Origin of the sequence: Halorubrum sp. ASP1, assembly GCF_005435135.1 — an archaeon.
GTDB lineage: Archaea > Halobacteriota > Halobacteria > Halobacteriales > Haloferacaceae > Halorubrum > Halorubrum tropicale.
The window spans coordinates 142,972-156,117 of sequence record NZ_SGUA01000003.1 but is presented as its reverse complement, the minus strand read 5'-3'; the positions used below and the strand labels follow the sequence as shown (position 1 = coordinate 156,117).

General features: G+C 70.8%; 13 protein-coding genes and 1 tRNA gene. 5 read left to right on the top strand and 9 right to left on the bottom strand.

The window, feature by feature from the left end:
• Positions 1 to 32: 32 nt before the first annotated feature.
• From EXE48_RS05695 to EXE48_RS05685, 3 genes are read right to left on the bottom strand one after another with little or no spacing between them, the layout of a single operon-like run.
• The gene (locus EXE48_RS05695) at positions 33 to 686 is read right to left on the bottom strand and encodes a protein sorting system archaetidylserine decarboxylase (RefSeq protein WP_053770979.1); all 654 of its coding nucleotides are present in this window, start codon (positions 684 to 686) and stop codon (positions 33 to 35) included.
• Entirely contained in the window at positions 683 to 1,732 is a 1,050-nt protein-coding gene (locus EXE48_RS05690; protein ID WP_053770423.1) for an AAA family ATPase, read from the bottom strand. Before EXE48_RS05690 ends, EXE48_RS05695 begins: the two co-directional genes overlap by 4 nt.
• A 60-nt stretch (positions 1,733 to 1,792) precedes the next feature.
• Complete coding sequence (locus EXE48_RS05685; RefSeq protein ID WP_053770422.1) at positions 1,793 to 2,449, bottom strand: DUF4013 domain-containing protein; 657 nt, start codon at positions 2,447 to 2,449, stop codon at positions 1,793 to 1,795.
• Between the two features lie 171 nt (positions 2,450 to 2,620).
• Between EXE48_RS05685 and EXE48_RS05680 the strand changes: the two genes are divergently transcribed.
• The 4 genes from EXE48_RS05680 (at position 2,621) to EXE48_RS05665 (ending at position 7,121) form a co-directional block, all read left to right on the top strand.
• Positions 2,621 to 3,919 carry an ABC transporter substrate-binding protein gene (locus EXE48_RS05680; protein ID WP_137710963.1) on the top strand — a complete coding sequence of 433 codons (1,299 nt, stop codon included), beginning with the start codon at positions 2,621 to 2,623 and terminating at the stop codon, positions 3,917 to 3,919.
• Positions 3,920 to 3,972: 53 nt separating this feature from the next.
• A complete protein-coding gene (locus EXE48_RS05675) occupies positions 3,973 to 4,959 on the top strand; it encodes a carbohydrate ABC transporter permease (RefSeq protein WP_053770420.1) in 987 nt (328 codons plus the stop codon).
• Positions 4,956 to 5,900, top strand: a complete 945-nt coding sequence (locus tag EXE48_RS05670; RefSeq protein ID WP_053770419.1) for a carbohydrate ABC transporter permease — start codon at positions 4,956 to 4,958, stop codon at positions 5,898 to 5,900. Before EXE48_RS05675 ends, EXE48_RS05670 begins: the two co-directional genes overlap by 4 nt.
• Before the next feature lie 102 nt (positions 5,901 to 6,002).
• Positions 6,003 to 7,121, top strand: a complete 1,119-nt coding sequence (locus EXE48_RS05665) for an ABC transporter ATP-binding protein (RefSeq protein ID WP_053770418.1) — start codon at positions 6,003 to 6,005, stop codon at positions 7,119 to 7,121.
• Positions 7,122 to 7,169: 48 nt separating this feature from the next.
• Here the strand turns inward: EXE48_RS05665 and EXE48_RS05660 are convergent, their stop codons facing one another.
• Positions 7,170 to 7,583, bottom strand: a complete 414-nt coding sequence (locus EXE48_RS05660) for an SHOCT domain-containing protein (protein WP_137705013.1) — start codon at positions 7,581 to 7,583, stop codon at positions 7,170 to 7,172.
• A 64-nt stretch (positions 7,584 to 7,647) separates the two neighbouring features.
• Positions 7,648 to 8,127, bottom strand: coding sequence for a DUF192 domain-containing protein (locus EXE48_RS05655; protein ID WP_053770416.1), 480 nt, complete (start codon positions 8,125 to 8,127; stop codon positions 7,648 to 7,650).
• A gap of 61 nt (positions 8,128 to 8,188) precedes the next feature.
• On the opposite strand from EXE48_RS05655, the gene EXE48_RS05650 reads away from it, so the two are divergent.
• A tRNA-Val gene (locus EXE48_RS05650) sits at positions 8,189 to 8,262 on the top strand.
• 256 nt (positions 8,263 to 8,518) lie between these two features.
• Here the strand turns inward: EXE48_RS05650 and EXE48_RS05645 are convergent.
• From EXE48_RS05645 to ligA, 4 genes are all read right to left on the bottom strand, one after another.
• Positions 8,519 to 8,953 (bottom strand): hypothetical protein, encoded by a 435-nt coding sequence (locus EXE48_RS05645; RefSeq protein ID WP_137710962.1) that lies wholly within the window; start codon positions 8,951 to 8,953, stop codon positions 8,519 to 8,521.
• A 78-nt stretch (positions 8,954 to 9,031) separates the two neighbouring features.
• Positions 9,032 to 9,847 (bottom strand): ABC transporter permease, encoded by an 816-nt coding sequence (locus EXE48_RS05640; RefSeq protein ID WP_137710961.1) that lies wholly within the window; start codon positions 9,845 to 9,847, stop codon positions 9,032 to 9,034.
• Complete coding sequence (locus EXE48_RS05635) at positions 9,844 to 10,893, bottom strand: ABC transporter ATP-binding protein (protein ID WP_137710960.1); 1,050 nt, start codon at positions 10,891 to 10,893, stop codon at positions 9,844 to 9,846. Before EXE48_RS05635 ends, EXE48_RS05640 begins: the two co-directional genes overlap by 4 nt.
• Positions 10,894 to 10,964: 71 nt before the next feature.
• Positions 10,965 to 13,133 (bottom strand): NAD-dependent DNA ligase LigA, encoded by a 2,169-nt coding sequence (gene ligA, locus EXE48_RS05630; RefSeq protein WP_137710959.1) that lies wholly within the window; start codon positions 13,131 to 13,133, stop codon positions 10,965 to 10,967.
• Between the last annotated feature and the right edge of the window lie 13 nt (positions 13,134 to 13,146).

The window sequence follows — 13,146 nt, the reverse complement described above, 5'->3', positions numbered from 1 at the left end:
GCGTGGTATCTCAGTCGATCGGTGTTCGACGGTCACGCCGCGGGGTCGGCCGCGTCCGGCCGCTCCGCGATGATCGTCTCGCCCGCGCGGACGCCGTCGCCCTCGGCGACGAGCAGGTCGTCGCGGCTCACGTCCGCGGGCAGCACCACGTCGGCGCGAGAGCCGAACGAGACGTGTCCGACGCGGTCGCCGCGCTCGACGCGGTCCCCCGGCTCGACCGACGGGTGGATCCGCCGGGCGAACCAGCCCGCGATGACGAGCAGCTCGTACTCCCCGAAGTCGATCGCGACCTGCTCGTTGCGGTCCGACTCCTTGTCGAACGCCGGGCGGTTCGCGCCGGGACGGTGGCGGACCTCGCGCACCTCGCCCGCGAGCGGCGCGCGGTTCACGTGCACGTCGGTGACGTTCATGAACACGCCGACGCGGAGCCGCGAGCCCTCCTCGCGGACCACGGAGACGGTGCCGTCGGCCGGGGAAACGACCGTCTCGTCGCCCCTCGGCGGGTCGCGCGCCGGGTCGCGGTGGAACCAAAGGACCACGACGGCGAGCGCGACGAGCGCGGCGCCGACGGGCGGGACGAACGGCAGCGCGACGGCGCCCGCGAGCGCGGGGACGAGCGCCAGGTCCCACGCGGCGTCGACGACCGGGAAGGGGAGCAGCCGCGAGAGCGGCGGGCGGCGGGTCACGGCGCCGCCTCCGCGTCCCGGAGACCGGGCGAGAGCTCGGTCCGCCCCGCCGCCCACGCCGCGAGCAGGTGGACGAGGTGGGTCGTGTCGTGGAGCCCGTCGGACAGGTCGAGGTCGGCCTCGCCCGCGAGCGCGTGGAGGCGCGCGAGGTCGTCGCCGCCGTACTCGGAGCCGGCGCGGGCGACGCGGAGCGTCTCGCGGAGCAGCTCCTGGCCGTCGTACCCCTCGTCGAGCAGGTCGTCGAGCGCCGAGCGGGCGTCCGCCAGGTCGCCGGCGCGGGCGTCGGCGAGCGCCGCGCGGATCGCGTCGTCGTCGCCCACGTCGCCGAGCGTCTCGTAGGCGGTCGACATGGAGATCTCGCCGCCCTCGACCGCGGTCGCCTGCGCCGAGAGGATCGCCTCCCGGAGGTCGCCGCCGGCCGCGCTGGCGACGAACTCCAGCCCGTCGCCGTCGTAGTCGACGCCCTCGCGCTCGCAGATCGCTTCCAGGACGTCGATCGCCTCGTCGGTGGTCGGCGATCGGACGCGGACCGGGAAGCAGCGCGACCGGATCGGGGCGATGAGCTTCGAGGGCTGGCGCGTCGCGATCACGAACTGGGTGGTGCGGTGGTGCTTCTCCATCACGCGGCGCAGCGCCTGCTGGAAGTCCTCGCGGATCGCCTCCGCGTTGTCCAACAGGACCGTCTTGTACTCGCCGGACATCGGCGCGTACGACGCGGACTCCTTCAGCACGCGGTTTATCATGTCGCGTTTCGCCATCGAGCTTCGGCCCGCGAGGAACCCCTCGAACCGCGGGTCGGTCCGGATCTCCTTTTTTGTCCGCCCGAAGAAGTCGGCGACGTTGATCTCGATCAGGTCGGCATCCGGGTCGGCGTGCGACGCCGCCGCGAGCGCGCGCGCCGCCGCCGTCTTCCCGACTCCCGGCGGCCCCTGGACGACGAGGTTCATCGGCTCGTCGACGGCCCGACGCAGGCGGTCGCGGGCCTCGTCCTGCCGGATCTCGTCGAGGTCGGGCGCGTGCGCGTCTGTCCACAGCGGTCCGTCCATGTCGTGCGGATCCGGGCCGGGCGGTCAAGAATCGGTCGGTCGCGGCGCCGCGTCGTCGCCCTACCGTCGCCGGGCGCGCTCGACCGCGCGACCCCAGAGGTACGCGGCCACGAGGAGGCCGTACGCGAGGACGAACGTCCCGAACAGCGGCCCCGCGCGCGAGACGGTGAACAGCGCGCCGCCGACGCCGACGGCGACGACGAGCGCGGTGAAGCCGAGGGTCCACCCGAAGAAGTAGGCGGCGTGACCGGCGACCGGCCGGAGGGCGCTCGGGGAGAAGGCCCGGCGGAGCGACTCCTCCCGGCCGTAGGTGATCAGCGAGACGGGCGCGAGGTACGTGCCGAGGACGCCGACGAAGAGGACGGCCGTCGAGCCGGCGAGGATGCGGCCGACCGGCGCGTTCGCGCCGGGGTCGAGCGTGACGACGCCGTAGAGCGTCACGAGGAGGGCCGCGAACGGGACTCCGAGGAACACCAGACAGACGGCCGTCCCGCCGAGCGACCGGCGGAGGAGCGTCCGACCGTCGGCGAGGAAGGGCGGCATCGAGTCGCCCCGCTCGCTGGCGGTCAGCACGCGGACGAGGTAGCCGACGACCGGCAGCGCCGGGAGGACCGGGACGACGACGGCCAGCGCGAACAGCAGCCAGACGGCGAGGAGGGGCCGCTCCCGGGCGTCGCCGGCGACGGGATACGTGACGGCGGCGGTCGAGGGGCGCATGCGTACGCCCATCCGCCGGACCGTAGTATGCCCGTCGGTCCGTCGCCGTCCGACCGGACGTAAAGAACTCCGATTACGACTGTGGGTGACGCCGGATAGATACTTCGAAAATAGTTCTCAAAGAATGAGTAAGTATATATGGCAATCATCCATTGTGTATCGTGAAGTACCATGACAGACCAAGACAAGCGGTTATCGCGGCGACACTTCGTCGGAGCGACGGGGGCGGCGACGCTCGCGGGGCTCGCCGGCTGTTCCGGCGGCGGCGACGGCGGCGACGGCGGCGACGGCGGAAGCGGCAACACGCTCGAAGTTCTTCACGCGTGGACCGGCGGCGACGGCGCCCGCGCGGCGGAGGCGCTCGTCACCGCCTTCAACGAGGAGCACCCGGACGTCGAACACGAGTTCAACCCGATCGGCGGCGGCGGGAACCAGAACCTCGACGCAGTCGTCGCGAACCGGCTCCAGAACGGCGACCCGCCGAGCTCGTTCGCGAACTGGCCCGGCCCGAACCTCCAGCGGTACGAGGGCGTGCTGGGCGAGGTCGGCGACATCTGGGAGTCCGAGGGCTTCGAGGACGTGATGGTACAGGAGGCGGTCGACCTCCACCAGTACAACGGCGCCTATCGGGGCGTCCCCCTCGGCTCGCACCGCCTGAACTGCCTGTTCTACAACACCTCGGTCGTCGAGGAGGCGGGGGTCGACCCCGACTCGCTGACGAGCGTGTCGGCGCTCATCGACGCGCTGGAGACGGTCCAGAGCGAGACCGACGCGATCCCGATGACGCACGGCGCGAGCGGTACCTGGACGACGACCCAGCTGTTCGCCTCGACGATGCTCGGGCAGGAAGGGTACGACGCGTACATGAGCTTCATCGAGGGGAGCCCGGACGAGGCGGCCGTCCGCGCGACCTTCGAGTCGCTCGCCGAGATCCTCGGGAACTACATCAACGAGGACGCCTCCTCGATCGGACTCACGGAGTCCAACCAGAACATCATCGAGGGGAACGCGGCGTTCATCCACCAGGGTAACTGGGCCGCCGGGGCCTACCGGAACGCCGAGGACTTCAGCTACAACGAGGACTGGGGCTTCAAGACGTACCCCGGCTCGGAGAACATGTACATGCTCCACTTCGACTCGTTCCTCTACCCGTCGGACAACCCGAGTCCGGAGGCGACCAAGACCTTCCTCTCGTTCGTCGGGAGCGAGGCGGCGCAGGTCGCGTTCAACCAGTACAAGGGCTCGATCCCGACGCGGACCGACGTCGACATGAGCGAGTTCGGGCCGTACCTCCAGGAGACGCAGGAAGACTTCGCCAGCGCCGAGCAGCGGCCGCCGAACCTACAGCACGGGCTCGGCGTCCCCTCGGAGACGATGACGGCGCTGAACGAAGTGATCTCCAGCGAGTTCTCCGGACCGTACAACGTCGACGCCGCCACGCAGGGCTTCGTCGACGCGGTCTCTAACTGACACCGGTCCTCGATGCGACCGGATTTTAGCGGTTTCGGCACACGACGACCCACATGACACGGAACACTGACACCGGCGACGAGAGTGGCGACGCGGTCACGGACGGCGGCGTCGCCGAGGAGCGCGGCGGGTCCGGGTTCAGTCCGATCGACGCGCTGAACGAGCGCTTCGGCAGCGACTTCGTCGAGTCCTCGCAGTTCTGGCTGCCGCCGTTCCTGCTGGTCGGCCTCTTCGTCTACGGGGCGATCATCTGGAACCTCCTGATCTCGCTGACGGACTTCAGCGGCTTCGGGACCCCGAACTACGGCGACCTGGACCTCGAGATGTACAGCCGCGCGCTGGCCGACAGCGGGTTCGTCGACGCCGCGATCAACACCTTCATCCTGCTCGTCGGGTTCACCCTAGTGACGCTCGCGATCGGGCTCGGACTGGCGATCCTGATAGACCGGAACATCCGGTTCGAGAACACGTTCCGGACGATCTACCTGTTGCCGATGAGCCTCTCGTTCGTGGTCACCGCCCAGTTCTGGGCGTGGATGTTCAACTTCAACAACGGGGTCATCAACATCGTCATCACGTCGCTCGGCTTCGGCCGAGTCAACTGGATCGGCAACCCAGACATCGTCCTCTGGGCGGTGATGTTCGCGCTGATGTGGCAGTTCGCGGGGTACGCGATGGTCGTGTTCCTCGCGGGCCTGCGGGCCATCCCGAACGAGCACTACGAGGCGGCGAAGGTGGACGGCGCCTCGACGGCGCGGATGTACTGGCGCGTGATCATCCCGCAGCTGAAGGGGTCGACCATCAGCGCCTCGGTCGTCCTGATGGTGTTCGCGCTGAAGGCGTTCGACTTCCTCTACTCGCTCGTCGGCGGCTACCGACCGCCCAACGGGTCCGACATCCTCGCGACGAAGATGGTCCGCGAGGCGTACGCGAACCTGAACTGGGCGTACGCGTCGGCGATCGCCATCACCCTGTTCGTGATGACGCTCGGGATCGTCGGCCCGTACCTCTACTACCAGTACAACCGGGGGAACCTATGAACGACGACGCACGAACGGACGGCGGCACGGCATCGGCGACGGACTCCGGCGCGTCCGCGGGGCCGCTCGCGGAGGTCGACGGGTACCGGGTCCTCCTGTACCTCGGGCTCCTCGGGATCCTGGCGTTCTTCATGATCCCGATCGAGTCCGGGCTCGTCACCTCGTTCAAGACGTCGAGCGGCGTCACCGGGTCGCTCCCGTTCGCGCCGCCCACGGGGAGCACGTTCACCTTAGAGAAGTGGCGCACGGCGTTCGACGCGCTCGGACGCGGCCTGATAAACAGCGCGCTGTACGCCATCCCGGCGACCGTCATCTCGGCGCTGCTCGGGAGCTTCGCGGCGTACGGCCTCACGCAGTCGGACTGGAAACAGCGGTACAAGGCGCCGGTCCTCGCGCTGTTCGTCGCGGGGATCTTCATCCCGTACCAGGCGGTGCTGGTGCCGCTCTCGCAGTTCTGGTCGATGATCCCGCTCCAGGACGCCCTCGGCTTCCTGTGGGCGCTCGGGATCAACAACGACTACACCGGGATATTCGAACTGATCGTCACGCACGTGGCCTACGGGCTCCCGATCTGTACGGTCCTGTTCAGGTCGTACTACAAGAACATGAGCGAGGAGATGATCGAGGCCGCGCGGCTGGACGGCGCGTCCATCCGCCGGATCTACCGCCGCATCGTGCTCCCGCTCTCGGGACCGATGTTCGCGGTGGTCCTGATCTACCAGTTCACGCAGATCTGGAACGACCTCCTGTTCACCCTCGTGTTGGTCCAGACCGAATCCAGCGCGGCGGCGCCGATCGTGTTGATCCTCGCCGGGCTGGGCACGTCGCTCGAAGGACAAGACTTCGCGCTCCGCATGGCGGGCGCGTTCATCGCCGCCCTCCCGACGCTCGCGGTCTACATCGCGTTCGGCGAGGAGTTCGCCGAGGGGGTGGCGACATGAACGGCGCCGCTCGCGGGCAGCAATCCATGACTCGACAGCAACCACGCAGCCGACCGAAGGTATCGCTCTCAAACCGCCGCGCCGTTCCGCGGGGGCGATAGCATGGGGACGCTCGAACTCGACGGCGTGAGCAAGGTGTTCCCGGACGGGGACGGCGAGGTCGTCGCCGTCGACGACGTCGACATCGAGATGCGCGACGGCGAGTTCCTCGTCGTGGTCGGCCCCTCGGGCTGCGGGAAGTCGACCACCCTCCGGATGGTCGCGGGGCTGGAGACGGTGACCAACGGCGAGATCCGACTCGCCGGGAGCGTCATCAACGACGTGAAACCCCAGCACCGCGACATCGCGATGGTGTTCCAGTCGTACGCGCTGTACCCGCACATGACGGTACAGGAGAACATGGCGTTCGGACTGGAGGAGTCGACGGACCTCTCGGACGACGAGATCGAGACGCGCGTCACCGACGCCGCGGGGACGATGGGGATCGGCGAGCTGCTGGACCGGAAACCGTCGGACCTCTCCGGCGGCCAGCAGCAGCGGGTCGCGCTCGGGCGGGCGATCGTCCGCGACCCCGAGGTGTTCCTCATGGACGAGCCGCTCAGCAACCTCGACGCCAAGCTCCGCTCGGAGATGCGGACGGAGCTCCAGCGGCTCCAGGCCGAACTGGACGTGACGACGATGTACGTCACGCACGACCAGACCGAAGCGATGACCATGGGCGACCGGATCGCGATCCTCAACGCCGGCGAGCTCCAGCAGGTCGCGACGCCGCTGGAGTGTTACCATGAGCCGGCCAACCGGTTCGTCGCCGGGTTCATCGGGGAGCCGTCGATGAACTTCTTCGATGTCGAGCGCGACGCCGACACCCTCCTCGGCGACGCCTTCGACTACCCGCTCTCCGAGCCCACCCTCGGCGACGTCGGCGACATCACCGACCTCACGCTCGGGATCCGGCCCGAGGACATCTCGCTGGCCGACGACCCGACCGGCGAGCACACCTTCTCGACGGTGGTCGAGGTCGTCGAGCCGATGGGCGACGAGAACACCGTCTACCTGCGGTTCGAGGACGCGCCGGAGGGCGAGACGTTCATCGCGACCGTCGGCGGCCTCCAGCAGATCTCGGTCGGCGACGAGGTCCACGTGGAGATCCCCGAGGAGACGATCCACCTCTTCGACGGGACCACCGGCGACGCGGTCCACAACCGCGAGATCGACGAGTAGTTCCGGAGGTCTCCCTCCGCGTCGGCGTCGACAGCTGTCCCGGCGCCGTCACTCCCGGATGCGGTCCACTTCTCGCCGGACGCTCTCTCGCACTCGGTCGGCGACGTCGCCGCCCGAGTCGGTGACGGTCTCGGCGTCTTCGGTCTCCAGGAGGCGGTCAAGCTTGCGCTCGAACTCCCGTTCGTCGATGTCGCCGCGCGCGTAGCGCTCGCGGAGGGCGTCGAGTGCGGGGTCGCCGGTGGCGTCCGCGCGGTCGTCGGCGTCGTCCTCGGGGACCGGCTTCGTGAGGACGTGGAAGACGGGCAGGACGATGACGAGCCCGAAGAACCACACGAGCGGGAGCCACCACCAGACGCCGGTGAGGAGCGGGGCGGCGACGCCGGCGCCGACGACGCAGAGGGCGAACACCCGCCGCCAGCGGTGGCGGAGGTTCCACGCGATCCGGCCGGGGAGTCCGGTCATGGTCGAGGCGACGCCGGCGAGGCCCAAAGCGGTTTCGTCGACCGACCTGGCGGCCGCGGCGGGGTCACTCCCGGTCGATCACGAGTCGGTCGCCGGGACCGACGCCGTGGCGCTCGCTCCACCCGCGCGGCACTTCGAGGACGTACCGCCCCGGCCCCTCGTAGCGGGTGAGCGGCGGCGACTCCGGCGCCGCCTCGTGGACCGTCGTGACGGTCCCGTCGGCGTCGGCGAAGACGATGTCGAGCGCGAACGCCATGTCGCGCATCACGTAGGCGCGCTCGGCCGTCTCGCCGTGGACGAACAGCATCCCCTCGCCGGCGGGGAGGTCGTCGGTCGCGGAGAGCCCGACGTAGCGTTTCACGAAGCCGTCGGCGACGCGGACCTCGACGGTCGCGAGCGTCTCGCCCGTCTCGCCGTCGACGGCCTCGACCGTGGCGGTGTCGTACCCGGTGATCAGGAGGGCCGGGTTCGCGGCGGCGGCGCCGACGGCGGCGAGGGCGATCAGCGCGAGCGCGGCCGCGACACCGACGAGGCGGCGATTCACGGTCGATCCTCGCGCCCGAGAAAGAAACCGTTTTCCGCTCCCGGCGGGTTCAGACGGGTGAGGGCTCGTGGTCTAGCTGGTTATGACGCGGCCTTTACAAGGCTGAGATCGGCGGTTCGAACCCGCCCGAGCCCATTTCTGGGACGAACGAAGTGAGTCACAGAAATGTACCCGAGGGCGGTCGAACCCTGAAAGACGCAGCGTCGAGCGAAGCGAGACGACCGTCTTTCTTCGGTTCGAACCCGCCCGAGCCCACTATCGGCGCCGCGAGCAATTCGTGAGCGGCGCCGCTGTGACTGTTTGAGGGCGGGTTCGAAGCAGGGAACGGAGCGAGCGAAGCGAGCGGAGTGAGTGAGGTTCGAACCCGCCCGAGCCCACGACCGGGCGACCGTCAGTCGGAGAGCAGTCGGCCGAACAGCAGCGGGGAGACGAGCAGCGCGACGGGGACGGCGATCCACACCTGACCCGCGAACACGTCGTACTGGCCGAGCGTGACCGAGACCGGTGTCCCCTCGACGTATCCGACGAGAAACTCGAAGCCGACGGTGAGGAGGGTCCAGAGGACGCCGACGGAAAGGAGTTCGGCGCGGGAGTAGGCGATCGAGGTACGCGAGAAGTACGCCCGAGCGACAAGCAGGATCGCCGCGACCAGGACGGCGGTGCTCGCCACGTGTCCGGGGTACTCCCCGATCCGGGGGATGAGGACGATCTCGCGGAGCGCCCCGTTGGCGACGGCGATCGCCGCCAGCGCGGCCCAGACGCCCAGCGGATAGCCGACTGCGCCGACGGCGCTCCGTTCCGTGTCGGTGTCGGTCGAAGTGCCCATACCGTCTCGCCACGCGGCGAGGAGAAAGCCGTATCGAGCGTTCTCACCGGGAGAGAGGCCGGGGCGAGATCCCGGTCGTCACAGGTCGGCCGCGTCGAACTTCAGGAGTCCGGCGAGCGGCGGGGCGAGCGTCCAGAACACCAACATCGCGGCCGCCGACAGCTGCTGTTTGGCGGTCTCGCCGCTGAACAGCCGCTCAGCGAGGAAGGCCCTCGACAGCGCCTCGACGGCGGTCGTCGGGTTCGAGGCCCGGAGGAACACGTCGACCTGCGTCGCGGACACTGGCAGGGCGTCGAGGGCGGGCCCGACGGCGCCGACGAGCTGGCCGGTGAGCGGGCCCCACAGCAGGACGAAGAGGACGTAGACCCCGACGCCGCCGATGAGCGCCCGCCGCTGGGTCGAGAACGCGGCCGAACAGCCGACGGAGATGGCGACGAACACGACGCCGAGCGCGGCCGCGAACACGGTGTAACCGAGGAACGCGCCGGCGTTGAACACGACCGGCGCCGCGATCAACACCAGCGCAGGCAGCAGGAACCCGGCGAACACCGCGAGCGCGAGCGCCGCGCCGCGCCCGGCGACCTTGCCCAAGACCACGTCGGCCCGCGAGTGCGGCAGCGACAGGAGCAGCTTCAGCGAGCCGGACTCGCGCTCGCCGCTCACGGCGTTGTAGCCGACGACGACCCCGACGAGCGGGATCAGCGTCGTGACGAGGAAGCGGCCGACGAAGGCGCTCAACAGTAGCTCCGTGGCGAACTGCTCGCTCTCGCCGGTGGGCCGCACCGCGTACGCGAACGCCGCGACGAGCAGCGAGAACAGCACCACCAGCGCGATCATGCCGCGGGACCGAACGGTCTCGCGGAAGTCCTTCCGAGCGACGGCGGCGAGGCTCATCGGTCCACCTCCTCGGTCGCCGGACCGTCCTCGGGCGTCGGGTCGGGATCGGCCGTCGAGTCGGAATCGGCCGCCGAGTCGGAATCGGCCGTCGGGTCGGCGGCGGGTTCCGATTCGGTCCCGTCGGGCGCCGAACCGGCCGCGTCGCCCTCGGTGTACGCCAAGAAGAGGTCCTCCAGCGAGGCCTCGCGGGTGTGGAAGTCGTCGACCGCGACCCCGGCGTCCTCCAGCGCCGCGATGACCCCCGTCTTCGCCTCGCTGGCGCAGTTCACCACCAGTTCGTCGCCGTCGCGGGAGACCCCGGAGACGCCGGCGACGGCGCGGACCGCCGCGACCGCGTCCCCGTCGGCGCCCGCGGCCGCGACTTCGAGCGTCTCCTCGCCGCCGACGGCCTCGCGGAGCCCCTCGACGGAGTCCTCGGCGACGAGTTCGCCGTCGCGGAGGATGCCGACGCGGTCGCAGACGGCGTCGACCTGTTCGAGGATGTGCGAGGAGAAGAAGACGGTGGCGCCGCGCTCGGCCTCGGCGCGGACGATCTCGCGCATCTCCTTCGCGCCGGCCGGGTCGAGGCCGGACGATGGCTCGTCGAGGATCAGCAGGTCTGGATCGCCGACGAGCGCCATCGCGAGGGCGAGCCGCTGGCGCATCCCCTTCGAGTACTCGCCGGCGGCGCGGTCGGCGGCGTCCGCGAGGCCGACGCGGTCGAGCAGCGCGTCCGGGTCGTCGGCGGCGTCCTTCGACTCGACGGCGAACTCGACATGTTTTCGCCCGGAGAGCCGGTCGTACACCGAGAAGCCGTCCGGGAGCACGCCCGTCCGCCGCCGGATCTCGACGCCGTCCGTCGCGACCTCTGCGCCGAGCACGCGGACCGTCCCCGCGGTCGGGCGGACGAGGTCGAGGAGCATGTCGATCGTCGTGGACTTGCCCGCGCCGTTCGGCCCGAGGAACCCGTACACCTCGCCGTCTTCGACGGTGAGATCGAGGTCGCGAACGGCCGTGACCTCGTCGAACCGCTTGGTCACGCCCCGTAGCTCGATGGCGGTCATGCCTTCCGGTTCCGGCGTGAGTTGATAAAGGGTTGCGGGTCGGGGCGAGCGTCGCGCGGGCGTCGCGGCGCTCACGCGTCGCCTGCGGGCGGCCACGCCACGCCGCGCTCGGCGAGCAGGTCGGCGAACGCGTCCTCGTCGAGGACGGGGACGCCCTCGGCGTCGGCGTCGTCGCGCTTCGACCGACCCGGGCTCTCGCCCGCGACGAGGTAGTCGGTGTTCCCGGAGACGCTGGACGTGGCGTTCGCGCCGTGCGCCTCGACGTGCGCCTGCGCGTCGCCGCGGGGCACCGACAGCGACCCGGTGAACACGAAGGTGAGCCCGTCGAGCGCGTCGGTCGGGCCGGAGGCCGCGTCGGTCTCGAACGGCTCGGGGTCGACCCCGCGCTCGCGGAGCCCCGCGATCGCCGCGCGGTTCTCCTCGCGGTCGAGGAAAGACCGGATCGAGGCGGCCACCTCGGGGCCGACGTCGTCCACCTCGCGGAGCGCGTCCTCGTCCGCGTCGAGGAGCGCGTCGAGCGTCCCGAAGTGCGCGGCGAGCGCCCGGGCCGTCGTCGCGCCCACGTCCGGGATCCCGAGCCCGGCGAGGAAGTCGTCGAGGGGCGGGTTCCGCGTCGCGTCCAGTTCGGCGATCAGGTTCTCTGCGCTCCTCGAACCCCACCCCTCCAGTTCGGCGAGCTCCGCGGCGGTCAGGTCGTACAGGTCCGGCAGCGACTCGACGAGGCCGGCCTCGCGGAGCTGCTCGACGCGCTCCGGGCCGAGCCCCTCCACGTCGAGCGCGTCGCGGCGCGCCCAGTGCTCGACCGCGCGCTCCAGCTGCGCCGGACAGCCGAGCCCGCCGGTACAGAACGCGAGCGGGCCGTCGCGCTCGACCGCGGCCCCGCAGACCGGACACTCGTCGGGGAACTCGTAGGTCCCCTCGCTGCGCTTCTCGACGACCTCCGGGACGTAGGGGATCACGTCGCCGGCGCGGTAGATCCGGACGCGGTCGCCGACGTTCACGCCGAGGGCCTCGATCTCGGCGGGGTTGTGGAGCGTCGCGCGCGAGACGGTGACGCCGCCGACGTCGACGGGGTCCAGCTCGGCGACGGGCGTGAGCCGGCCGGTTCGGCCCACCTGGACCGTCACCCCTTCGACGGCCGTCGTCGCGGTCCGCGGCGGGAACTTGTGCGCGAACGCCCAGCGCGGCGCGCGCGACGTGCTCCCGAGCGCCTCGCGGTGCGCGAGGGCGTCGACCTTGATCACGACGCCGTCGACCGCGTAGTTCAGGTCGTCGCGGGCGTCGAGGACCGCGTCGCGGTACTCGATCGCGGCCTCGACGTCGTCGACGACCTCGACCCGGTCGTTCCGGCGGAGCCCGAGCGACCCGAACGCGTCGAGGACGTCGCGGTGGCGCGCGGGGCGCTCCGGGCCGTCCTCGCCGGCCTCCCACGCGAGCACGTCGAAGAAGAAGACGTCGAGGGGGCGCTCGGCGACGACCGCGGGGTCGAGCTGGCGGAGCGTGCCGGCGGCGGCGTTGCGCGGGTTCGCGAACGGCTCCTCGCCGCGCTCGATCAGCTCCTCGTTGTACGCCTCGAAGGCGTCGCGGGGCATGTAGACCTCCCCCCGAACGGCGAGCCGGGCGGGGCGGTCGTCGCCGCGCAGGCGGCCGGGGACGGAGGGGATCGTCCGGACCTGCTCGGTGACGTCGTCGCCCTCGCGGCCGTCGCCGCGGGTGGCCGCGCGGACGTACTCGCCGCCCTCGTAGATCACCTCGATCGAGAGCCCGTCGAACTTCGGCTCGCAGACGTACGCGAGGTCGGCGGGGTCGAAATCGGTGAGGTCGCCGGCCTCGGCGGCGTCCGCGAGCCCCCCGCGGACGCGCTCGTCGAACTCGCGGACGGCCGCCGCGTCGGTCGCGTTGTCGATGGAGCGCATCGGCGCGACGTGCTCGACGGTCGCCAGTTCCTCGAGGGGCTCGCCGCCGACCCGCCGGGTCGGGGAGCCCTCCGTCGGGAGGTCGAAGGCGGCTTCGAGCTCCTCCAGCCGGGCGAACAGCGCGTCGTACGCCGCGTCCGAGATCAGGGGGTCGGCCGCGACGTAGTACCGGTGGTCGTGCTCGCGCACCGCCGCGCGGAGCAGTTCGGCCTGCTCTGCCGCCTCGTCGGCGGAGAGGTCGTCGACCGGGTCGAAGTCGGTCGGCGGGTCCTCGACGTACGGGTTCTCGGCCGGGTCCGCGTGCCGGGTCGACGGAGTCGTCATCGACCGGATATGG